21 protein-coding genes and 1 pseudogene are annotated in these 19,525 nt (G+C 65.4%); 10 read left to right on the forward strand and 12 right to left on the reverse strand.

Features of this window, described 5'->3' with window-relative positions:
* Position 1: 1 nt before the first annotated feature.
* Both FJ950_RS19775 and FJ950_RS19780 read left to right on the forward strand, forming a co-directional pair.
* A complete protein-coding gene (locus FJ950_RS19775; protein ID WP_140618026.1) occupies positions 2 to 532 on the forward strand; it encodes a dihydrofolate reductase family protein in 531 nt (176 codons plus the stop codon).
* Positions 529 to 1,527, forward strand: a complete 999-nt coding sequence (locus FJ950_RS19780; protein ID WP_140618027.1) for a sigma-70 family RNA polymerase sigma factor — start codon at positions 529 to 531, stop codon at positions 1,525 to 1,527. The genes FJ950_RS19775 and FJ950_RS19780 overlap by 4 nt, the downstream gene beginning before the upstream one ends.
* Here FJ950_RS19780 and FJ950_RS19785 read toward each other — a convergent pair.
* Both FJ950_RS19785 and FJ950_RS19790 read right to left on the reverse strand, forming a co-directional pair.
* Complete coding sequence (locus FJ950_RS19785; RefSeq protein WP_015316989.1) at positions 1,496 to 2,257, reverse strand: alpha/beta hydrolase; 762 nt, start codon at positions 2,255 to 2,257, stop codon at positions 1,496 to 1,498. The two genes, FJ950_RS19780 and FJ950_RS19785, sit on opposite strands and share 32 nt — an antisense overlap.
* 112 nt (positions 2,258 to 2,369) lie before the next feature.
* Positions 2,370 to 3,284, reverse strand: coding sequence for an alpha/beta hydrolase (locus FJ950_RS19790; protein ID WP_140618028.1), 915 nt, complete (start codon positions 3,282 to 3,284; stop codon positions 2,370 to 2,372).
* A 120-nt stretch (positions 3,285 to 3,404) separates the two neighbouring features.
* Here FJ950_RS19790 and FJ950_RS19795 point away from each other — a divergent pair.
* Positions 3,405 to 4,336 (forward strand): annotated as a pseudogene (locus FJ950_RS19795) (LysR substrate-binding domain-containing protein).
* Here the strand turns inward: FJ950_RS19795 and FJ950_RS19800 are convergent.
* From FJ950_RS19800 to FJ950_RS19820, 5 genes are all read right to left on the reverse strand, one after another.
* Positions 4,314 to 5,057, reverse strand: coding sequence for a 2OG-Fe(II) oxygenase (locus tag FJ950_RS19800; protein WP_140618029.1), 744 nt, complete (start codon positions 5,055 to 5,057; stop codon positions 4,314 to 4,316). The pseudogene FJ950_RS19795 and the gene FJ950_RS19800 sit on opposite strands and share 23 nt — an antisense overlap.
* Complete coding sequence (locus FJ950_RS19805; protein WP_140618030.1) at positions 5,054 to 5,602, reverse strand: methylated-DNA--[protein]-cysteine S-methyltransferase; 549 nt, start codon at positions 5,600 to 5,602, stop codon at positions 5,054 to 5,056. Before FJ950_RS19805 ends, FJ950_RS19800 begins: the two co-directional genes overlap by 4 nt.
* A 122-nt stretch (positions 5,603 to 5,724) precedes the next feature.
* On the reverse strand, positions 5,725 to 5,943 hold the full coding sequence (locus FJ950_RS19810; RefSeq protein WP_246681351.1) for a hypothetical protein: 219 nt from the start codon (positions 5,941 to 5,943) through the stop codon (positions 5,725 to 5,727).
* A gap of 14 nt (positions 5,944 to 5,957) precedes the next feature.
* On the reverse strand, positions 5,958 to 7,076 hold the full coding sequence (gene ada / locus FJ950_RS19815) for a bifunctional DNA-binding transcriptional regulator/O6-methylguanine-DNA methyltransferase Ada (RefSeq protein WP_140618090.1): 1,119 nt from the start codon (positions 7,074 to 7,076) through the stop codon (positions 5,958 to 5,960).
* A 133-nt stretch (positions 7,077 to 7,209) separates the two neighbouring features.
* Positions 7,210 to 7,902, reverse strand: a complete 693-nt coding sequence (locus FJ950_RS19820) for a helix-turn-helix domain-containing protein (protein WP_140618032.1) — start codon at positions 7,900 to 7,902, stop codon at positions 7,210 to 7,212.
* Positions 7,903 to 8,077: 175 nt separating this feature from the next.
* Here FJ950_RS19820 and FJ950_RS19825 point away from each other — a divergent pair, with 175 nt between their 5' ends.
* Positions 8,078 to 8,404 (forward strand): DUF1330 domain-containing protein, encoded by a 327-nt coding sequence (locus tag FJ950_RS19825; protein WP_015316997.1) that lies wholly within the window; start codon positions 8,078 to 8,080, stop codon positions 8,402 to 8,404.
* 127 nt (positions 8,405 to 8,531) lie between these two features.
* Complete coding sequence (locus FJ950_RS19830) at positions 8,532 to 9,062, forward strand: hypothetical protein (protein WP_015316998.1); 531 nt, start codon at positions 8,532 to 8,534, stop codon at positions 9,060 to 9,062.
* A gap of 61 nt (positions 9,063 to 9,123) precedes the next feature.
* Here the strand turns inward: FJ950_RS19830 and FJ950_RS19835 are convergent, their stop codons facing one another.
* Positions 9,124 to 9,573 (reverse strand): ester cyclase, encoded by a 450-nt coding sequence (locus FJ950_RS19835; protein ID WP_140618033.1) that lies wholly within the window; start codon positions 9,571 to 9,573, stop codon positions 9,124 to 9,126.
* Positions 9,574 to 9,801: 228 nt separating this feature from the next.
* Between FJ950_RS19835 and FJ950_RS19840 the strand changes: the two genes are divergently transcribed.
* The gene (locus tag FJ950_RS19840; RefSeq protein ID WP_140618034.1) at positions 9,802 to 11,907 is read left to right on the forward strand and encodes an EAL domain-containing protein; all 2,106 of its coding nucleotides are present in this window, start codon (positions 9,802 to 9,804) and stop codon (positions 11,905 to 11,907) included.
* Between the two features lie 96 nt (positions 11,908 to 12,003).
* Here FJ950_RS19840 and FJ950_RS19845 read toward each other — a convergent pair whose 3' ends face one another.
* The gene (locus FJ950_RS19845; protein WP_023774040.1) at positions 12,004 to 12,198 is read right to left on the reverse strand and encodes a hypothetical protein; all 195 of its coding nucleotides are present in this window, start codon (positions 12,196 to 12,198) and stop codon (positions 12,004 to 12,006) included.
* Positions 12,199 to 12,399: 201 nt separating this feature from the next.
* Here FJ950_RS19845 and FJ950_RS19850 point away from each other — a divergent pair, with 201 nt between their 5' ends.
* Entirely contained in the window at positions 12,400 to 13,125 is a 726-nt protein-coding gene (locus FJ950_RS19850; RefSeq protein ID WP_140618035.1) for a 3-keto-5-aminohexanoate cleavage protein, read from the forward strand.
* 127 nt (positions 13,126 to 13,252) lie between these two features.
* Positions 13,253 to 13,816 carry a cytochrome b gene (locus FJ950_RS19855; protein ID WP_140618036.1) on the forward strand — a complete coding sequence of 188 codons (564 nt, stop codon included), beginning with the start codon at positions 13,253 to 13,255 and terminating at the stop codon, positions 13,814 to 13,816.
* Positions 13,817 to 13,822: 6 nt separating this feature from the next.
* On the opposite strand, the gene FJ950_RS19860 is transcribed toward FJ950_RS19855, so the two are convergent.
* The 3 genes from FJ950_RS19860 to FJ950_RS19870 form a co-directional block, all read right to left on the reverse strand.
* A complete protein-coding gene (locus tag FJ950_RS19860) occupies positions 13,823 to 14,923 on the reverse strand; it encodes a serine hydrolase domain-containing protein (RefSeq protein WP_140618037.1) in 1,101 nt (366 codons plus the stop codon).
* 87 nt (positions 14,924 to 15,010) lie between these two features.
* Complete coding sequence (locus FJ950_RS19865; protein ID WP_140618038.1) at positions 15,011 to 16,639, reverse strand: ABC transporter substrate-binding protein; 1,629 nt, start codon at positions 16,637 to 16,639, stop codon at positions 15,011 to 15,013.
* Positions 16,640 to 16,683: 44 nt separating this feature from the next.
* Positions 16,684 to 17,817 (reverse strand): FAD-binding oxidoreductase, encoded by a 1,134-nt coding sequence (locus FJ950_RS19870; RefSeq protein WP_140618039.1) that lies wholly within the window; start codon positions 17,815 to 17,817, stop codon positions 16,684 to 16,686.
* A 131-nt stretch (positions 17,818 to 17,948) separates the two neighbouring features.
* Here FJ950_RS19870 and FJ950_RS19875 point away from each other — a divergent pair, with 131 nt between their 5' ends.
* Positions 17,949 to 18,566, forward strand: a complete 618-nt coding sequence (locus FJ950_RS19875) for an XRE family transcriptional regulator (protein WP_140618040.1) — start codon at positions 17,949 to 17,951, stop codon at positions 18,564 to 18,566.
* 122 nt (positions 18,567 to 18,688) lie between these two features.
* Positions 18,689 to 19,393 carry an SDR family oxidoreductase gene (locus FJ950_RS19880; protein ID WP_140618041.1) on the forward strand — a complete coding sequence of 235 codons (705 nt, stop codon included), beginning with the start codon at positions 18,689 to 18,691 and terminating at the stop codon, positions 19,391 to 19,393.
* Positions 19,394 to 19,525 lie beyond the last annotated feature (132 nt).

A 19,525-nucleotide genomic window follows, 5' to 3' on the forward strand; every position in this document is an offset into this window, starting at 1 on the left:
CATGCGGCGGCTGATCGTGTCGAGTTTCGTCTCGCTGGATGGCGTCATCGAGGCGCCGATGACGTGGGCGTCGCCATTCTTCGTCGGAGAGAATGTGGACCATGCCTTGCGGGCGATTTCGAACGTCGAGTTCTTCCTGCTTGGCCGCGCCACCTACGAGATGTTCTTCGCGCGCTGGCCCGGGACCAAGGGTCCGTACATGGACCGCATCAACGGCCTGAAGAAGCTGGTCGCCTCGACGACGCTGAAGACGGTGTCGTGGAATGCCGCGCTGATCGAGGGCGACGTCGCCGAGGCGCTCGCGGCGCTGAAACGCCAGCCGGGCGGCGACATCCTGAAATATGGCGTGTCGCAGCTCGACCGCACCTTGCTTTCCACTGGGCTGGTGGACGAGTATCATCTGTCGATCGTGCCGACATGGGTCGGGCAGGGCAAGCGCGCCTTCGACGACGTCGGGCCGATCGATCTCGAACTGGTCGACATCAACCGTTTTGCCAATGGCGTGGTGACCCTGACCTATGTGCCGCGATGAACCAGCAGATCCGCAAATCCCCCGACACGGCACGAGGCATGCGGGTCTGGCCTGAGCCCGACCGCGTGTTCGACCTGCGCTATGCCGCGTTCCTGGAGACGGTTTCGCATCTGCGCGCCAGGCTGCATCGCTATTGCGCCCGCATGACCGGCTCGGCGCTGGATGGCGAGGACATCATGCAGGAGGCGCTGTTCGAGGCCTATCGCAAGATCGAGCTGCTCGACGATGCGCACACGCTGCGGCCGTGGCTTTTCCGCATCGCGCATAACAGGTGCATCGATTTCATCCGCAATCGCCGCACGCGGCACGCGGCAGAGGCCTTCTATGCCGACGACGACGTGGTGCAGCCGGTCGAGCCGGCCGGTCCGGGCGCCGGCCGCGCCATCGAGCGGTTGGTGGTGCATCTGCCACCGAAGGAGCGCGCCTGCGTGCTGCTCAAGGATGTCTTCGACCATTCGCTGGAGGAGATCGCCGAGCTGGTCGGCTCGACACCGGGCGGCGTCAAATCGGCGCTCAATCGCGGCCGCGCCAAGCTCGCCGCTCTACCCGCGCAACCGGCCGCGGCGCCGCCACACGATCCCGAACTGGAGCGGCTGCTTGATCGCTATGTCGCGCTCTTCAACGCCAGGGACTGGGACGGCGTGCGGGCACTGACCAGCGCCGATGCACGCCTCCAGGTGTCGGACTGCTACAGCGGCTTGCTGTCGGGTTCGCCCTACTTCGTCGAATATGAGCGCAGCGACCTGCCCTGGCGCGTGCGGCCAGGCGCGTTCGAAGGGGAGATGGTGCTGGTCGTCGACAGGCAATATGGCGAGGTCTGGCGGCAGGCATATCTGGTCCGGATCGGCGCCACGGGCGGGGTGATCGACAGCATCAGCGACTATTATTCCTGCCCGTGGATCCTGGAGATGGCAAACGCGGAGGGGATCTATCCTGGCCTCCTCGCCGGTATCGTTTCCCTGCCTACTTCACCGAGTCCACCGCCGCCAGGATAACATCGGCGACTTCGCGGGGCTTGGCGAGCATGGCGACGTGGCTGGTCGGCAACTCGGTGACCTTGGCGCCGATCGCCTTCGCCATCGCGGCCTCGGCCGCCGGCGGGATCATTCCGTCGTGCCTGGCGACGATGTACCAGCTCGGCTTTGTCTCATACGCGGCCGCGGTGAGCTTTTCGTCGAAGATACCGGAGAAGGCTGGTCCCTGGGTGGCGGCGATCACCCCGATTTCCGCCGGCGGCAGGTCCTGCGCGAAATATTTGGCGACACCCTCGGCGCTCAACCTGAGATAGCCGCCGCTGTCGGGTTGCAGCGCGCCTGCCCAGGGCGGCGGCGGCTGACCCTTGCCAAGCTCGTTGATCGACACGCCCTTTGGCGGCGCGAAGGCGGCGACGTAGACCAGCGCCTTGACCTTGTCGTTCACGCCGGCCTGGCTGATGACGACGCCGGCCCAGGAGTGACCGACGAGAATGACCGGACCCGGCTGGGCATCAATGACGCGCATGGTTGCGTCGACATCGGCGGCAAGCGAGCTCAACGGATTTTGCACAGCCACCACATTGAGCCCCTTGGCCTGCAGCAAGGGAATGACCTTGCTCCAGCTCGATCCGTCGGCGAACGCGCCGTGCACCAAGACGACCGTTTTCTTCGGGACATCGGCGGCTGACGCCGGTGCTGTCGCCGTCAGGAGAACGGCGGTTCCCAGAGCCAGGAAATGCGTTAACGGCATAGAATGTCTCCCATTGCCGCGACGGGCCGCACCCTTGCTGGGCGCGCTCCCGCTCGGCTTCATCGTTACAAAGGTCGCCCTGGCAGAGCCCGCGGTGGCTGAAGCGGTGCTGTTACTTGGCGAGGAAGTCTGTAATCAGCGTGACGGTGGCGTCCGGGTTTTCCTCCATGATCCAATGGCCCGATGCAGGCACGATGGCTCCGGTCACGTCACTGGCGACCAACCGCAAGATGTCGGCCTGCGTCGTGCCGGCCGATTTTTCCGCACCCGCCGCGAGCACTGGCATGGTCAGCTTGCCGCCCGTGGTGAGCATCGCCTGATTGTCGATCGCATCCTGGTCGAATGCCTTGAACTGCTCGAAGGCGTCGTGCATGGCATGTGGCCGGGCGTAAAGCTTGGCGTAGTGGACGCGCGTCGCCTCGTCGATCTTCTTGGGGTCGGCCGACAGTTCGTTGTAGAAGCGATCGAGGTAGATGCGCTCGCGGCCCGCCACCAGCCGTTCCATATCGGGGCCGCGGAAGTTGAAATGCCACAGCAGCGGGCTCTGCTTGATCTTGTCCCAGTCGCCTATGCCCGGCAGCGGCGCGTCGATGACAACCCATTTGGTGATGCGCTTCGGATACTGCGCGGCCAGCGCATAGCCGACCATGTTGCCGATGTCATGGGTGACCAGGTCGGCCTTGTCGATCTTCAGCGCGTCCATCACGCCGGCGATGTCGACGGCTTGGTTCTTCTTCGTGTAGCCGTCGTCGGGATGCGCCGAAAGGCCCATGCCGCGCAGGTCCGGCACGATCACGGTGTGGTCCTTCATCAACGCTATCGCAGCCGGCGCCCACATGTCGCCGGTGTCGGCGAAACCATGCAGCAGCACGACCGCCGGCCCTTGTCCGCCGACACGGACGGTCAGGCTGGTGCCGTTGGTCTCGATCGTCTGCGTCTTGAAGCCGGCCGGAAACGCGACAACGCGCGCAGAGGCCGGAACACTCATGGCCAGCAGACCAAGGACGACAACCAACGGACGAAACATGCTGCACTCTCCGAGCTTTTGTTCTGTGATCGCGGTATCGCGACCTGCACAATTATGGCACCATGTCCTTGATTTCGTTAGGTGGCTGTCGCCTGATGGTGAATTTGGGAAAGCCGAACAATGCTGAAGCTCGAATCGGCCGCCGCGTTTGTCGCCGTAGCGGAAACCGGTTCGATCAGCGAAGCGGCCAGGCGCATGAGCCTGTCGAAATCCGTCATCAGCGAGCGACTGTCGGAACTGGAGCGCGGCCTCGGCACAAAGCTGCTGGACCGCACTACCCGCAAACTCTCCATCACCGAGGCGGGACGAGGTTTTTACGAGCGCGCCAAGCGCATCATGCAGGAGGTGGCCGATGCCCGCGCCGAAATCGCCGAGCGCCGCGGCGAACTCGCCGGGCCGCTCAGGATATCGGTGCCGACCAGTTTCGGCATCCTCCATCTCGGCCCGGCGCTATATGGCTTCCTGGCCAAGCACCCGGGAATTGAACTGACGCTCGATCTCGAGGATCGTTTCGTCAGCATGGTGGCCGATGGCTACGATGCCATTGTGCGTCATGGGCCGGTCGTCGAAGATGGACCTGTCATCGTCAAGAAGCTAGCTTCCAGCCGTCGCTTCCTGGTGGCCTCGCCGGATTATACCGAGCAATTCGGGTTGCCCGTGACCACCGATGAACTGAAGCGCCATAAGGGCATCATCTATTCCATCCGAGGTGCCGCCGACTGGCGGTTCAAGATTTCGCGGCGGCTGGTGACGATCCGCCCGGAAACCGCGCTGCGCGTCAACAATGGGATTTTGATGCGCGACGCCGCGCTTGCCGGCCTGGCCTGGCGCTGCTCCCCGCCTACTTCATCCGCACCGAGATCGCCGACAAGCGATTGACGGTCGTCGATGTGGGTGCGGAGCCTGAAGGAGCCACCATCTATATCGCTTGTCCCGAGGATCGGCGCGGATCCGCCAAACTGCGCGCACTTACCGCATGGCTGCGCAACGCTTTCGGCGATCCGCCCTATTGGGAGCATGAGCCGGCGCTCACTTCGCATCGTGAAAAATGATGCCGACCGTGTGGCGCATGCCGGAGCGCAGGCGGCTGACGCCGTGGCGCAGGTTGACGCGGTAATTGCCCTTCGTGCCCTGCACCGGCCGGTTGTGGACCGCGAAAGCCACCGCATCGCCCTGGCGCAAGGGCACCACTTCGACCCGGCTCTGCATGCGCGGCCGCTGTTCGGTCAGCGCGAACTCGCCGCCGGTGAAATCCTCGCCCGGCTCGGAAAGCAGGATCGCCACCTGGAGCGGGAAGGCGAGGTCGCCATAGAGGTCCTGGTGCAGGCAGTTGAAGTCGCCGGGCACATATTGCAGCAAAAGCGGCGTCGGCCTGACCTGACCGGCGGCATGGCACTGGTCGAGAAACGCGCTATGCGTCGCGGGGTAGCGCATGGCGATCCCCATGCGCTCGTTCCAGCGGTTGGCGACCGCGGCCAGCCTGGGATAGAGCGCGCCGCGCAGGCCGCCGACCAGATCGGGCAAGGGATAGCGGAAATAACGGTATTCGCCCTTGCCGAAACCGTGCCTGGCCATGTGGATGTGGCTGCGGAAATGTTGCTCCTGGGGATAGAGGCCGGCGAGTTGCCGGCACTCATCGGCCGAGAGCAGCTTTTCCATCACCGCGCAGCCGAAGCTGTCGAGCTCGGTGGCGAGCGCCGGCCAGTCATAGGCGGTGATGCGTGTCTCGGCGGCTGCGACCAGCGGTGGCGCGACCCTGGCGTCGGCGTTCATATCGCGGCCTCCCTTTCCAGCAAGGCGCGCTTGCGCTCGATGCCCCAGCGGTAGCCGGACAGCGAGCCGTCGGCGCGCAACACCCGGTGGCAAGGAATGCCTAGCGCGACGGCGTTGGCGGCACAGGCCGTCGCCACGGCGCGGGCGCCATCCGGCATGCCGAGGCGCCGGGCAAGGGCGGTGTAAGTGACGGTGGCACCGCATGGGATGGCGCGCAGCGCCTCCCACACGCGCTGCTGGAAGGGCGTGCCGTTGCGCATGTCGAGCGGCAGGTCGAGACCGGCGCCGGGCGTTTCGATGAAGCGCGCTATCGCCGCGAGATCATCGCGCAGGCCGGCCGCGTCTTCGAGCAGCACCCTGCCGGGGAAGCGGTTGGCGAGGTCCTGCCGCAACGTGCCGGCGTCGGAGCCGATGAGGATGGCGCAGACGCCGATGGGGCCGCGCGCCGCCAGGATGTTTCCAAGCGCGGACTGGCCGATGGCGTAGCTGATGGTGTCAAGGACGCTGGTGGTTGTCGCCTGCATATCGGTTTGAATGTGGTTCATTGCCTTCACTCCTGTCTATGCCTTGACCCTAACGAACTGGCCGGTGCCGCTCACTCCGATGCTTGCTTTCAAATTCAATCCAGGGGGCTGAACGGCGAAAGCAAGTGCGGTTTTGGACCGCCTCAAGCGACACGGGTGGCGCCGACCTCGTCCAGCAAAAAAACTTCGCCTGATATCAGCCGCAGCTCGAACTCGCCGGTCGTCGTGCGGCTCCACTCGGCCTTGCCATCCTCGACAAGCGTGCCGATGACGGCCAACACCAGCGCCTTCGCGTCCTCCAGGCTGACGGCAGCGCCGTTGGCGACCTGACCGTTCGCACCGGTGGTGGAAGAACTGGCCATCGCGCGCATCGCCGTCAGGCCCGCGAGGACCGCGAGGCATTGTCCGCAGCATCGCCGGCCTCGCGGTCGAGCAGCGCGCGTTTGCGCTCGGCGCCCCAGGCATAGCCCGACAGGACGCCATCCTTCCTGATCACACGGTGGCAAGGGATGGCGACCGCGAGGGCGTTGGCGGCGCAGGCGGCGGCGACGGCGCGGGTTGCGTTCGGCGCGCCGATACGCCCCGCGATATCGGCGTAGGAGACGGTGCGGCCGGCCGGGATATCCCGCAGAGCTTGCCAGACACGCTGCTGGAAGGCGGTGCCGCGCACGTCGAGCGGCAGGTCGAGACCGAGCGCCGGCGCCTCGACGAGGCCAACGACGCGGGCCACCAGCGCCTCGTAGTCGCTGTCGCCACCGACCAGCCGCGCCTTGGGGAAACGGTCCTGCAGGTCGCGCACCAGCGCGTCGGGGTCCTGGCCGAGCAGGATCGAGGCGACGCCTTTCCGGCTCGAGGCGACCAGGATGGTGCCGAGCGAGGTTTCGCCGACGGCGAAGCGGATCTCTTCGTTGGCGCCGCCGGCGCAATAGCGCGTCGGCGTCATGCCGAGCATGCCGGTCGATTTCTCGTAGAAGCGCCCGCTCGAATTGAAGCCCGCATCGTAGATCGCCGATGTCACGCTGACGCCATCTTCCAGGCCCTGGCGGACCCGGGCGGCACGCCGGGCCGCTGCATAATCCTTCGGCGTCAGCCCGGTCACCGCCTTGAAGACGCGGTGGAAATAGCCGGGGCTGCGGCCGGCGGCATCGGCCAGTTCGACGAGCGACGGTTCCGCCTCGCTCGCCTCGATCCTGCGGCAGGCGTCGGCGATCATCGCGGCGTTGGCGGCCTCGAGCGAAGGGCCGTCCGGATTGCAGCGCCGGCATGGGCGAAAGCCTGTCGCCTTCGCCGCCTGTAAAGTGTCGTGCAACTGGACATTGGCTGGGTTGGCGCGCCGCGACGGACAGGAGGGCCGGCAATAAACGCCGGTCGTCGCCACCGAATACCAGAATGCGCCGTCGGCCGACTTGTCACGCGCGACAATGCGCCCCCAGCGTGGATCGTCGGCCACCGGCAGCGGCGCGGGTTGCAGATGTTTGGCCAGGGTGATGAACATGGCCGGCATTGAAGCCGCCAAAAGCCAGCCCCGCCACCCGTTTCCTGCCAACTGTCAGGAGGCGCACGCGTGATTGGAACCGGGATGTTGCATGTGAGCGCAGCCGAGACGCCTGCACAGACGGGACCGGCTCCTACGCCGCGCGTTTGGGTTCCACCGCGAACGGGCTCAGCCCCAGCCAGGCCTGCATCTTCCTGCCGATGGCCTGGTCGCCGGTCAGGGTGACCTTCGGGCCGGCCTTCTCGACGGTGAGCACTCCCATCCAGATCGCCGTCATCGTGTGCAGGTCGGTCGAGACATAGAGGTCGACGTCGAAGCCCGGATCGTACCAGCACAGGTCGACTTCACCGTGCTTTTCGACGATCAGCCACCAGGAGCGTTTGGAGGCGGGGAGTTCCTGATACAGAAATTGTATCACCGTGCGTCCCTCGGGCAGCGGCGAGGGGTTCAAATTGCGCCGCATGTCCCACATCAGCAGCGACGGATCGAGGTTCTTGAGGGACAGCCGGGACTCGACCCATTTCTGCCCCCAGAAGCCCATCGCCTCGACGACCGGGCGCAAATCGCGGCCGGCTTCCGTCAGCCGATAGTCGAAAATTCCTTTTTCTCCCGGGACCTCCTTGCGCTCGACGATACCCGCCAGCTCGAGCTCCTTAAGCCGTTGCGACAGAAGGGTCGGCGACATTTTGGGCATGCCGCGGCGCAGGTCGTTGAAACGGGTCGAACCGGCCACAAGCTCACGCATCAGCACCATCGTCCAGCGGGTGCACAGCACCTCGGCGGCCATCGATAGCGGGCAGAACTGTTTGTATCCGTGCTGGGTCATGACCGTGCCTCTCCCTAGAACCTGCGGGCAACATTAGTCCTTCGTGATTGAAGCGGCGAGTACAGAAACTGTACCGGCCCAGTACAGATCGCGGACTGGTCGGCTCGGGTCCCGCCATGCGAGCCCTCTGGACGGTTGCACGGATATCCCTGTGCGCCGCAACCAGGAGACGACAATGACTGCTTACGTTATCGCCGACATCAAGATGAAGGACCCGAAATGGGTGCCGGCCTATGCCGCCTCGGTGCACGACCTCGTCCACAAGCATGGCGGCAAATATCTGTCGCGCAGCGGCAATGTGAAGACGCTCGAAGGCAAGCCGCTCGACACCACGCTGATCGCCCTGATGGCGTTCCCGTCGGAAGCAGCGGCGCGCGCCTTCACCACCGATCCGGCCTACGCGCCTTTCGTTTCGGCCCGCCAGGGCGGCAGCGACAGCCGTTTCCAGCTGATCGACGACACCGATCTGGCCGGAACGATCCCGTATCTGCCGAAGGGATGATCCCTCCCGGCATTCCTTGCACCGTATCCGGGATCACCAAGCAACAACAGCCACGGCGCTTGCCTGCCGGGCCTCCGTATTTTCGGCGGCCGGCCCGCTGTGCTTTTTCAAGAAGAATGGAACAAACATGATACGCGATTTTCGCAACGGGCTTTTCGTGGCAGGGGCCATTCTGGCCGCCTGCACCACCTTTGCCCAGGCGCATCAGGAGGCGGCTGAAACCACGTCCGGTGCCAATCCGCTGGCCGAAAAGGTGCGGGCCGCCAACAGCCGGTTTCTCGATGTCAACGCCGCGACGGCGGAAGGCTATGCGCCCATTCCCTGCGCCAGCGGCATCACCGGCGGCGCCATGGGCATCCACTATGTCAATGGCGGGTACCTGAAGGACGACAAGATCGACATCGCCCGTCCCGAAGCGGTGATGTACGAGCCGATGACCGACGGCACCCTGACGCTGGTGGCGGTCGAATACATCACCTCGAAGGGGCCGGCGTCGCTCGAGGGACAGCTGTTCAACTTCAACAGCGCGCCCAACCGCTATGGCCTGGGTGAGTTCTACGAACTGCATGTCTGGGCCTGGAAAGGCAACCCGACCGGCACGTTCGCCGACATGAACCCGAAAGTGTCGTGCGAACACGCGATGGCGCCGAGCCAGTAAGCGGCATAGCCAGGCGGCGGCAATGCCGCCTGGCCCCCACCTCGGTTCTGCGTGAGATTTCTCAGGCGGGCTTGATGAGGCCGAGCTGGGTAAGGGCGGTGACGCCGTCGTCGAGACCGATTTCCTCGACGATCCTGCCGTCGATCACCTTGAGCACCGTGGTGCCGGTGAAGCGCATCGTGCGGCCGGTGGCGGCGGGCAGCGAACCGATGAGAAAATCGCCGAAGGCCGGGCCGGTATGCGTGCCGCCGCCCTCCCATTGGCCGACGACATAGTCGCCCTCGGCGATGAGATCGGCGGTGGCCCAGAAGTTGAGATCCGGGAAGGCTGCGCGAAAATCGGTCATGAAGGCCTTGATGTCGTCGCGCCCGCGGCGCGGCTCGTGCAGCGAGTATTTGAGCAGCATATCGGGGGCCGCGACGGCGTCGACGACGGAGAGGTCGCAGGTTTCACCCCAGAAGTCGGTGAACCATCTGATGACGACGGCCTTGTTGTCTTCCTGCTTGGTCATTGGGAGGTCCTTTTCCTGTCTTGCTTCGTGATCACCGGACTGGCTGGTGAACACGCCCATTCCTATGACCAATCGAGCCGGGCCAAACTCCGGTTCTTGCCGGCCAATCGAAAGGCTGATGCCAAGACTGTCGCTAGGAGCGTGGACATCCCCCCTCCGCGGCCCGGTAACGGTTTCTTTTCTGGTTTTGCCGCAGATTGCCGCGGGTGGAGCGGGCAAAACGGACGAATGGCGGGTCAGGATAAGAAAAGTCGCAGCGGAGCGTTCTGGGCCAAGGCCTTGGAGCGCGCCCATCTTGGCGTCTGGGACTGGGATCTCAGCACGGGGGACTGCTTCTATTCGGCGACCTGGGCCCGGATGCTGGGTTACGAGGACGGCGAACTCGCCAATACCAGTGACCTGTGGCTGCAGCTTACCCATCCCGACGACCGGGAACGGGCGCAGGCCAGCGGCGACCGCCACATTGCCGGGCTGACCGACGCCATCGAGACCGAACTCAGGCTCAAGCACAAGCAGGGCCACTGGGTTTGGGTGCTCGACCGAGGCGGCATCGTCGAGAGCGACGCCGACGGGAAGCCGCTCAGGCTGATGGGCGTGCAGACCGACATCTCCAAGCAGAAGGCGGCCGAAGCCGCGCTCGAACAGGTCAATATCCGCTTTCGCCTGGCGCTCGCCGCCAGCGGCACCGGCATCTGGCACTACGACATCGCTACCAACAAGAGCTATTGGGACGCGCGCACAAGAGAGATATTCGGCCTCGTCGCAGTGACCGACGAGGTGACGGCCGATCTCTGGCACAGCTACCTGCATCCCGACGATAAGGACGCCGCCGAACGCGCCCACAGGGTGCCATTGGGAACCGACGGCGTCATCGCCGCGCAGTACCGCATTATCAAGCGCGACGGCCAGATCCGCCATGTCGAATCGCTGCTGCGCTTCATCGCCGCCGCCGGTGCCACCGGCCAGGTGCTGGGGACCGTGCGCGACATCACCGAGGACAAGCTGCGCGAACAGGAGCTTGCCTTCGCCGCCCGCCACGACGCGCTGACCGGCCTTTGGAACCGCGCCGCCTTCGACCGTCTGCTCGCCCACCATATCGCCACGGCCGTGCCGCTGGCGGTGTTCTATGTCGACCTCGACTACTTCAAGGCCCTCAACGATTTCGCCGGCCATGCCGCGGGCGATCTGGCGCTGAAGAGCGTCGCGGCGGGTATCGGCCGCTGCCTGCCGCCATCGGCGCATGCGGCGCGGCTCGGCGGCGACGAGTTCGCCCTGATGGTGCCCGATTGCGACGCCGTGCAAGCCGAAGGTCTGGCCGGCGCCATCCTGGCGGCCGTGCGCGACGCCGATCTCGGCCTTGCCGCGACGTCGCGCCGGCTGGCGGCCAGCATCGGCATCACCGTCGTCCGCGACCGTGCCACCACGGTTGCCGACGCGCTGGCCTGCGCCGACGATGCCTGCTACGCTGCCAAGGCCGCCGGGCGCGATCGCTTCGCGCTGTTTTCGACCGATGCCGTCTCCGGTTCGGCCGGCCTCAACGCGGCGCGGCTCGCCGCCGACACGGTCGACGCCATGGATGACGGCAGGCTGAAATTGTTCGGCCAGCAGATCCACCGGCTGGGCAGGCCCTGGGAAGAGAGCCGCCATGTCGAGGTGCTGGCGCGGCTTGCCGGACAGGGCGGCCGGTTGATCCCGCCCGGCGAGTTCATTCCGGCGGCGGAGCGCTTCGGCGTTGCCGCGCGGCTCGACCGCTGGATCATCCGCACCGCCCTGTCTCGGCACGGCGCGGCGATGAAGTCCGGCGCGATCACGCTCGGCTTCAACCTGTCGGCGCAGACGCTGAGCGACCCAGGACTATGGGACTTTGTCGACCGGGTCATCGAGGAGACCGGGGCGCCGCATTCCGGCATCGGCTTCGAGATCACCGAAACCGCCGCCGTCACCAATTTCGACGCCGCCGAGGCATTCGTGCGCAAGGCGCGCGAGCGGCGCTGCCGGGTCAGTCTCGACGATTTCGGCGCCGGCATGAGTTCGTTCGAATATCTCAGGCGCTTTCCGGTCGATGCCATCAAGATCGACGGCTCCTTCATCGAGCACGTCACCGAAAGCCGCTTCGACCGCGAGATCGTGCTGGCCATCACCAGCATTGCCCGCAGCCTCGGCTGCGCCGTGGTGGGCGAGAAGATCGAGCGGCAGGACACGGTGGCCATGCTGGCCGACATGGGCGTCGAGTTCGGTCAGGGTTTTCTGCTGCACCGGCCCGAACCGCTGGAGCGGGTCGTGGCGCAATCGGCGCGAATGGCCGGTGCCGCGTCGAGACGCAAGGCGTCCTGAGAGATCAAATGCATGTCGCTCCAAAAGCGGCCCGGAGCGACATGCGTGAAGACGAAGATTTGATCCGCGCGGGCTGACCAACGCCACGCGTGCTGTTCAGCCGAGTCGGCGTGCCGACGCTCGCGGAAATTCCAGCACCCCGGGTTCCGGCTTCCTGTGTTGTGCTTCCGCTACCATCTCGATCAACAGGTCGAGGGCCTCGCATGTGGCGCGGCTTGTCTCGTCATTGCCGCGCAGATAGTGGTAGGCGCGTTCGAGATGGAGACGGGCGGCTGAAAAATCGCTGGTCAATGGTTCCCTCCATGATCCCGCCCTGATGGATATTGGCCTGCCTGGCGCAAGGTGGGGTAAATATCCACAGGCGCCTTTTATTCAAATGCCGGCGAACGCCGTGCTGCTGGCGGCGCCATCGTGTCAGGAGTGACGGCCCTGCCGGCTTTGCGCGGTTTGGCGGCTTGTCTAGACTGCGCTCTTTTGCCCGAGGTGAAATCGATGATCGTCCAAGCCTGCATCAACGGCGCGCGTTCGCGCGATTTCCATCCCAGGCTGCCGCTGACGGCAAAGGCAATGGCCGGCGATGCGGCTTCCTGCGTCGCCGCCGGTGCCGCCGAACTGCACATCCATCCGCGCGGCGCCGACGGGCGCGAAAGCCTGGCGGCGGTGGATGCGACGGTCCTTGCCGTGCGCCAGGCCTGTCCGGGCACATTGATCGGCGTGTCGACCGGCGCCTGGATCGAGAACGATGTGGCGCGCACCCGCGCGGCGATCGCCGCCTGGTGGGAACTGCCCGACTATGCCTCGGTCAATATTTCAGAAACCGACGCGCCCGCCGTGATGGAGTTGTTGCGCAAGCAGGGCGTCGGCATCGAGGCGGGCCTGGCCACGACGGAAGATGCCGAGCGCTTCGTGGCGCTCGCCGATCACGGCCGCGTACTGCGCATCCTGATCGAGATCGACATACCGGACCTGCCTGCAGCCCTCGACGAGGCGCACGGCATCGCCGCCATTCTCGAACGCGCAGGCGTGCGGCGGCAGATCCTGCTGCACGGCGTCGACGGCACGGTCTGGCCGTTCGTGGACCTTGCGCGGCAAAAGCGCTGGTCGACACGGGTCGGGCTGGAGGACGGCAAGACGCTCGCCGATGGAACGGTGGCGAGGGACAATGCCGATATCGTGGCCGCGGCCGCCGCGAATTTCCGCTCCACGAGTATGAGCTGAACCTTGTCGGGCCGCGCGCCGGCGAACTCGGCGATGCCATTCGCTCGGGCAAGGCGATTGAGGAACAGCTGAAATAAGGCCACATTCGCGGGCGAGGGGAGATATCCAACCGTTTCGGAGCTCCCGCATGTCGCTGTCCGGCACGACAACCCGCTATGGGCGTCTCGCCCAGGCATTTCATTGGCTGACGGCACTGCTGGTGCTCATTGCCTTCCTGGTCTCGGCGGGCGGTCCGCCGGAGCGGGTCTATTCAGCGGCCAGGGCGTCGACGCTGCTGCTGCACGAGTCGCTCGGCTTCACTGTTTTCTGCTTGCTGGTCGTTCGCCTGATCTGGCGCCGGTTCGACCGCATTCCCGATGCCCCGGCCATGCCGTCCTGGATGGAGGTCGCCTCGAAGGCAACGCATTGGGCGCTTTATGCGCTGCTGTTCGCCGTTCCGGCGACAGCCATGATCGGCGCCTTGTTCGGCGGCCACCCGGTCACTGTCTATGGGCTGGGAGCTATCGGTCCGTTTTCCGGCAGCTGGGGCGCGCCGCTGGCGGAGATTCACGGCACGCTCGGCGACGTCATGATGTGGATCGCCGGCCTGCACGCGGCCGCCGCCATCTTCCACCATTTCTTCCTTCGCGACCGGGTGCTGAGCCAGATGCTGCCGGGCCTGCCCGATCCATCGTCGCGGCAGGGCGGCTAAACGCGGTCAGTCGAGAATGATACGGATCGCTTGATCCACCACCGGATGCATGCCGCTCGCCTGGAAGGAGAGGCGATTGCCGGAGCCGACATTGCTGGTCATGGCGATGGTGAGGTCCGTCTCGGGATCGTGCAGCATGACGGCGACATAGCCCGGAATGCTGCCCTGGTGCCCGTAGAAGGCGCGGTCCGCATAGGTGCTCTGGAACATGCCCGCGCCCGTCTCGCGCATGCGGGTGCCGGGGAAACTCGCCGGCACGCGGTGTTCGAACATCTCGGCGAAGAACGGCGGCGACAACAGTCCGCCGGAGAACAGGCCGCGCATGAAGCCCACCATGTCTGACGGCGTCGACACCATGTCGCCGCAGCCATAGGCGGCGCCGAAGGGGAAGGAGTCGGAGGAATCCTGCAGTTCATTGGAGTAGGGCAGCACGCCGTCCATTTGCCACATCTCGCCGCCCGAGGCGATGTCGGTGGGCGCGTTCGGCGCCCGCGGCGGCCGGTGGTAATAGCCGCGCACCATCGATTTATCGGGGAAGGCCTCGGTCGCCGGCGACCAGGTGTTGTTCAGGCCGAGTGGCTCAAGGACCGCGCTTCTGACATAGGCGCCCAGCTTCTGGCCGGTGACGGCCTCGATCACCATGCCGGCCAGGACATAGCCGGTGTTGTTGTAGACGGCCGGTCCGCCCGGCGGCTTCTGTTTGTCGGAGGCGAAGGCGATGTCGACCAGCTGTTGCGGCGTCCATTGCCGGCTCGGGTCCATTGGAATGTAATATTCGAATTCCGGCAGGCCGCTGCGATGGTTGACCAGCTGGCGTACCGAAATGGTTTTGGCGCCAGGCAGGTCCGGGAACCAGGAGGCGATCGGCGCGCCGAGGTCGAGCTTGCCGGTCTCGGCGAGCTTGACCAGGGCCGCGGCGACGAAGGTCTTGGTGCAGCTGCCGATCTTGAACAGCTGGTCCGACGTGACGGGCGTGCCCTGCGCGCGATCGGCGAGGCCTGATGTGAGGGCGGTTGGTGTGGTGTGACCCCTGGTATAGGCGAGCGACGCACCCACCGCGCCATCGGCGATGTAGGTGGCGAGGAGGGCGTTCAGGTCTTTTGGCATGGTGGTCTCGCTTTTTGTGGATCGCGGGATCTTCGCAAAATCGGCCGCGTAGCGGCCGGATGAGGGGGACACCCAGCGTGACAAGCCTCACTCCGCAATATCGACGGCGGCGAAATTCTGCCGGCCGAAGGGGTCGAGCACGTAATTCAGCACGCTCTTGCGGATCGGGATCGCCACCATCGAATGGGCGATCGGCGCCACAGGCACCTCGGCCTTCAGGATGGCCTGCGCCTTTCCATAGATCGCGGCGCGCTCCTTCGGGTCGGCGGCAACGCGGCCCTCGTCGAGCAGCTTCTCGAAATGCTTGTCGCACCAGCGCGAGCGGTTGGAGCCGCCCTTCACGCCGTCGCAGGAGAGCAGATAGCTCAGCATGTTGTCGGGATCGCCATTGTCGCTGCTGCCGCCGAGCAGGAAGGCGTCCTGTTCGCCCGCCGCGGTGCGCTTGAGGTATTCGCCCCATTCGAAGCTGACGATCTCCGATTGCACGCCGACCTTCGCCCAGTCGGCCTGGATCATCTCGGCCATGCGCTTGGCATTGGGGTTGTAGGGGCGCGACACCGGCATCGCCCACAGGCTGATCTTGAGGCCGCTTTCGTGGCCCGCTTCCTTGAGCAGTTTCTTGGCGCCATCGGGATCGTAGTCGATGCCGGCATCGGTGACGGCGCCGAGCTGCGCCGGCGGCACGACGCTGCCGGCCACCGTGCCGGCGCCGGCGTAGACCGCATCGACGATCGCCTTGCGGTCGACGGCCTTGGCCAGTGCCGTGCGCACGCGCACGTCGCCCAGCGGCTGGTGCTCGACATTGAAGCCGAGGATGCCGATGTTCTGGCCCTTGAGATCGAGAACCGTGATGTCGGGATCGCTGCGCAGGTCGGCGACAGCACTTGGCGGCGGCGGCGCGGCGACCTGGCATTCATTGGCCTTGATGCGCTCGACGCGGGTGGTCGGCTCGGGCGTGACGGCGAAGACCAGCGTGTCGATCTTCGGCGCGCCGCGCCAGTAATCCTTGTTTGCGGCATAACGGACCTGGCTGTCGGGCACATAGGCCTCAAGCACGAACGGTCCGGTGCCGACCGGCATGCTGTCGATCAGCTCCGGCGTGCCGGCCGCGACCATCTTTTCGGTCTGCTCCAGCGACAGGATGGAGAGATAGTCGAGTGCCAGCCCGGCTAGGAATGTGACGTTGGGAGCCGTCAGCGTGAAGCGCACGGTGTAGTCGTCGACCTTGTCTATTCTGTCGATCAGCGTGCCCATGCCCAGCGCGTTGAAGTACTCGTAAGAGCCGCCGCCAAGCTTGTGATAGGGATTGTTGGCGTCGCGCTGGCGGTTGAAGGTGTAGAGCACGTCGTCCGCGTCGAAGTCGCGCGTGGGCGAAAAATGCTCGTTCGACTGAAACTTCACGCCGTGCCTGAGATGGAAAGTGTAGGTCTTGCCATCAGGCGAAACCTCCCAGCTTTCTGCCAGCGCCGGGCCGACCTCGGTGGTGCCCGGCTTGAACTCGACCAGCCGATTGAAGATCGTCTTGGCGGCGGCGTCCATGGTGGAATCGGCGATGCCGATCGCCGGGTTGAAGGTCTCGGGATTGGCTTCCGAGCAATAGACCAGCGTCTTGGCGTAGGCCTGTCCGCCGAGAAGGATGGATGAGGCCAGAACGGACGTGGCCAGAAGGGACGTGGCCAGAAGGGACGGGGCAAGCACCGCGCGCAGAGATTTCATCGCAAACGCTCCTGATGACACATTCGGGGTTGAGGGAAGGAACTTCATGGCGTCGTCGCCGGGGTAAGGAAGCGATCGGGCGCCAGCGCCCCAGCGGTGACGCCGAGTGCGGTGACGTCGTTGGGCAGGGGCTCGCCGCGCATCAGCGCCGCGCTCAGCCTGGCCAGCGTCAGCGACACCTGAAAACCGTAGCCACCTTGGCCGCCGAGCCAGAAGAAGCCGGGCAGGCGCGGGTCGAAGCCGGCGACCGGCGTGCGGTCGGGAGCGAAGGTACGCAGGCCCGCCCACGGCGTCGACGGGCGGCCGATGCGCATAGACGTCGCCTGTTCGATGCGGTCGACGGCGATGGCGACGTCGATATCCTCGGGATACGCATCGCAAGGCTCGGAATCCGTCTCGTCGGCGAGCGAACCGATCAATCTGCCGGCATCGGGCTTGAAGTAGAACTGCTCGTGCAGGTCGACCACCAGCGGCCAGCCGGCGATGTCCAACCCGGCGGGCGGATCGAACAGGAAGGCGGTGCGCCGTTTCGGCTGGAAGCCGAGGCCCGGGAGTCTCACCATGCCGGCGACGACATCGACCCAGGCGCCGGCGGCGTTGACGACGATGTCAGCCGAGTAGACGCCGGCGCTTGTTTCAACCCTAAAAGCGCTGCCGTCGCGTGAGATGGCGCGGACCTCCTCGCCGGTGCGGATGGTGCCGCCGCCGGCTTTGAGCTTGGACGCGCAGGTCGCAAGCATCTTGTCCGTGTCGACATCCACCGCGTCCGGCTCATAGACGCCGCCGCATGTGGCTTGCTGGGCAATGACCGGAACCAGCGCGTGGAGCTCGGCCGGCGAGAGGCGGCGCACTGATGGAACCAGCGCCTGCAAATCACGAGCCAGCTTGTCGATGGCGGCATCGTCACCGGTCCATCCGACATGCAGCGCGCCACGCCGGTGGGCGACGAAACCGCCCTCGACGATTGCCTGCCGGCTGGCCAGCGTCAGCCCGCGCACGAGGCGGTTGCCATAGGTCTCGGTGAACAGAGCGGCGGAGCGTCCGCTGGCGTGGTAGCCGAGATGCGGTTCGCGCTCGATGACGGTGACTTCGGCCGAGGCCGCCACCTCGGCGGCAAGTGAGAGGCCGGCAATGCCGCCGCCGATGACGACAATCTTTTGGAAGGACTTTGACTGCATTCATCAGTCGTAAAAATATTTTCGTATCCAGTCAATATTTAGCGTATAAGAAAATTTCGGTGTTGTTGATGGCTGCGGGGAGTTCGACTACCTAGGGTGGAGCGGCGCGATCCCGCGCCTTGGAGCTGGCAATGTCGGAGCAACCCAATCTCGGTGATTGTCTGCGGGCTTTGAGAAAAACCCATGGCTGGACCTTGCAGGAGGTCAGCGCGCTCACCGGCGTCGCGGTGTCGACGCTGTCCAAGGTCGAGAACGACCAGATGTCGCTGACCTACGACAAGCTGCTGCAGATCTGCGAGGGGCTCGGCATCCATGTGACGGAACTGCTCAGCGGCGACCGCAAGCAGCCGGCAGCGCGCACCCGCCGCTCGGTCACCTCGCAGTCCAACACGCTGCGCCAGCTGACCCGAAATTATGACTACCGGTATCTCGCCACCGACCTGGTGCGCAAGCGCATGGTGCCGATTTACGCCTATGCGCGCGCCCGCACGCCGCAAGAATTCGGCCCGCTGACCAGGCATGCCGGCGAGGAATTCCTGATCGTGCTCAAGGGCGAGATCGAACTGCATACCGACCAGTACGCGCCGGTGCGGCTGAAAGCGGGCGAGAGCGTCTACATCGATTCCACCATGGGCCACGCCTATCTATCGGTGGGCGAGGGCGACGCCGAGATGCTGTGCGTCTGCTCCGGCGACGAGCCCGACATGGAAGGCACGCTGCTGAGCGAGCTGGAGACGGTTGAAGGATAGGGCGCAGCTCACCGCGCAAGTTTTCTGCAGCTCGATTCAGGCTTTCTCGTTCGAACTGCGCGGCGAAACCGGCTATAGGACCGCTGAAACCGTAGCTCCCGCCAATCTGAAAAGGAAATCCGATGAGTGTAGAAAAGACAGCCGTCATCGTGGCCGGCGGCAGCGGCATGGGGGCGGCGGCGGCCAAACGGCTGGCGGCGGATGGTTTCAAGGTCGCCATCCTGTCCTCGTCCGGCAAGGGCGAGGCGCTGGCCAAGGAGCTTGGCGGGCTCGGCGTCACCGGCTCCAACCAGTCGAACGACGATCTGCAGCGGCTCGCCGACCTGACCCTGGAGCGCTATGGCCGCATCGACGTGCTGGTCAACAGCGGCGGCCATGGACCGCGCGCGCCGATCCTGGAGATCACGGACGAGCAGTGGCACACCGGCATGGACGTCTACCTGATGAACGTCATCCGGCCGGTGCGCATCGTGGCGCCGCAGATGGTCAAGCAGAAGGGCGGCGCCATCATCAACATCTCGACGGCCTGGGTGGCAGAACCGAACGCGATGTTCCCGACCTCGGCCGTGTTCCGCGCCGGCCTTGCCGCCTACGCCAAGATTTTCGCCAACACCTACGCGGCCGACAATGTGCGCATGAACAATGTGCTGCCCGGCTGGATCGACAGCCTGCCCGCCACCGAAGAGCGCCGCGACAACGTGCCGATGCAGCGCTATGGCACATCAGAGGAGATCGCCGCGACGATCGCGTTTTTGGCGTCGGACGGGGCAGGGTATATTACCGGGCAGAATATCCGCGTGGATGGGGGTGTGATCCGGGCGCTGTGAGGGGCGGCTGGCGGCGATCCCATACCTCTCAGATTAGCCGAAGCCCTCCCTGCCTTCGTCATCCTAGGCGTAGCAAGGAGCGAAGCGACGCCGCGCAGACCCTAGGATCCATGCCGCGACGTTGGCCGAAAA

It is taken from the genome of Mesorhizobium sp. B2-3-14 (assembly GCF_006442175.1).
In the GTDB taxonomy this organism is placed as follows: Bacteria; Pseudomonadota; Alphaproteobacteria; order Rhizobiales; family Rhizobiaceae; genus Mesorhizobium; species Mesorhizobium australicum.

Bases quoted from the DNA above. Each gene is read 5' to 3' on its own strand.
- FJ950_RS19810 (WP_246681351.1), bottom strand. From the start codon at position 5,943: ATGGCCAGTTCTTCCACCACCGGTGCGAACGGTCAGGTCGCCAACGGC.
- FJ950_RS19860 (WP_140618037.1), bottom strand. From the start codon at position 14,923: ATGCCAAAAGACCTGAACGCCCTCCTCGCCACCTACATCGCCGATGGC.
- FJ950_RS19865 (WP_140618038.1), bottom strand. From the start codon at position 16,639: ATGAAATCTCTGCGCGCGGTGCTTGCCCCGTCCCTTCTGGCCACGTCC.
- FJ950_RS19805 (WP_140618030.1), bottom strand. From the start codon at position 5,602: ATGAACCACATTCAAACCGATATGCAGGCGACAACCACCAGCGTCCTT.
- FJ950_RS19880 (WP_140618041.1), top strand. From the start codon at position 18,689: ATGAGTGTAGAAAAGACAGCCGTCATCGTGGCCGGCGGCAGCGGCATG.
- FJ950_RS19800 (WP_140618029.1), bottom strand. From the start codon at position 5,057: ATGAACGCCGACGCCAGGGTCGCGCCACCGCTGGTCGCAGCCGCCGAG.
- FJ950_RS19850 (WP_140618035.1), top strand. From the start codon at position 12,400: ATGATCGTCCAAGCCTGCATCAACGGCGCGCGTTCGCGCGATTTCCAT.
- FJ950_RS19790 (WP_140618028.1), bottom strand. From the start codon at position 3,284: ATGTTTCGTCCGTTGGTTGTCGTCCTTGGTCTGCTGGCCATGAGTGTT.
- ada (WP_140618090.1), bottom strand. From the start codon at position 7,076: ATGTTCATCACCCTGGCCAAACATCTGCAACCCGCGCCGCTGCCGGTG.
- FJ950_RS19825 (WP_015316997.1), top strand. From the start codon at position 8,078: ATGACTGCTTACGTTATCGCCGACATCAAGATGAAGGACCCGAAATGG.
- FJ950_RS19840 (WP_140618034.1), top strand. From the start codon at position 9,802: ATGGCGGGTCAGGATAAGAAAAGTCGCAGCGGAGCGTTCTGGGCCAAG.
- FJ950_RS19780 (WP_140618027.1), top strand. From the start codon at position 529: ATGAACCAGCAGATCCGCAAATCCCCCGACACGGCACGAGGCATGCGG.
- FJ950_RS19775 (WP_140618026.1), top strand. From the start codon at position 2: ATGCGGCGGCTGATCGTGTCGAGTTTCGTCTCGCTGGATGGCGTCATC.
- FJ950_RS19830 (WP_015316998.1), top strand. From the start codon at position 8,532: ATGATACGCGATTTTCGCAACGGGCTTTTCGTGGCAGGGGCCATTCTG.
- FJ950_RS19875 (WP_140618040.1), top strand. From the start codon at position 17,949: ATGTCGGAGCAACCCAATCTCGGTGATTGTCTGCGGGCTTTGAGAAAA.
- FJ950_RS19870 (WP_140618039.1), bottom strand. From the start codon at position 17,817: ATGCAGTCAAAGTCCTTCCAAAAGATTGTCGTCATCGGCGGCGGCATT.
- FJ950_RS19820 (WP_140618032.1), bottom strand. From the start codon at position 7,902: ATGACCCAGCACGGATACAAACAGTTCTGCCCGCTATCGATGGCCGCC.
- FJ950_RS19835 (WP_140618033.1), bottom strand. From the start codon at position 9,573: ATGACCAAGCAGGAAGACAACAAGGCCGTCGTCATCAGATGGTTCACC.
- FJ950_RS19855 (WP_140618036.1), top strand. From the start codon at position 13,253: ATGTCGCTGTCCGGCACGACAACCCGCTATGGGCGTCTCGCCCAGGCA.
- FJ950_RS19785 (WP_015316989.1), bottom strand. From the start codon at position 2,257: ATGCCGTTAACGCATTTCCTGGCTCTGGGAACCGCCGTTCTCCTGACG.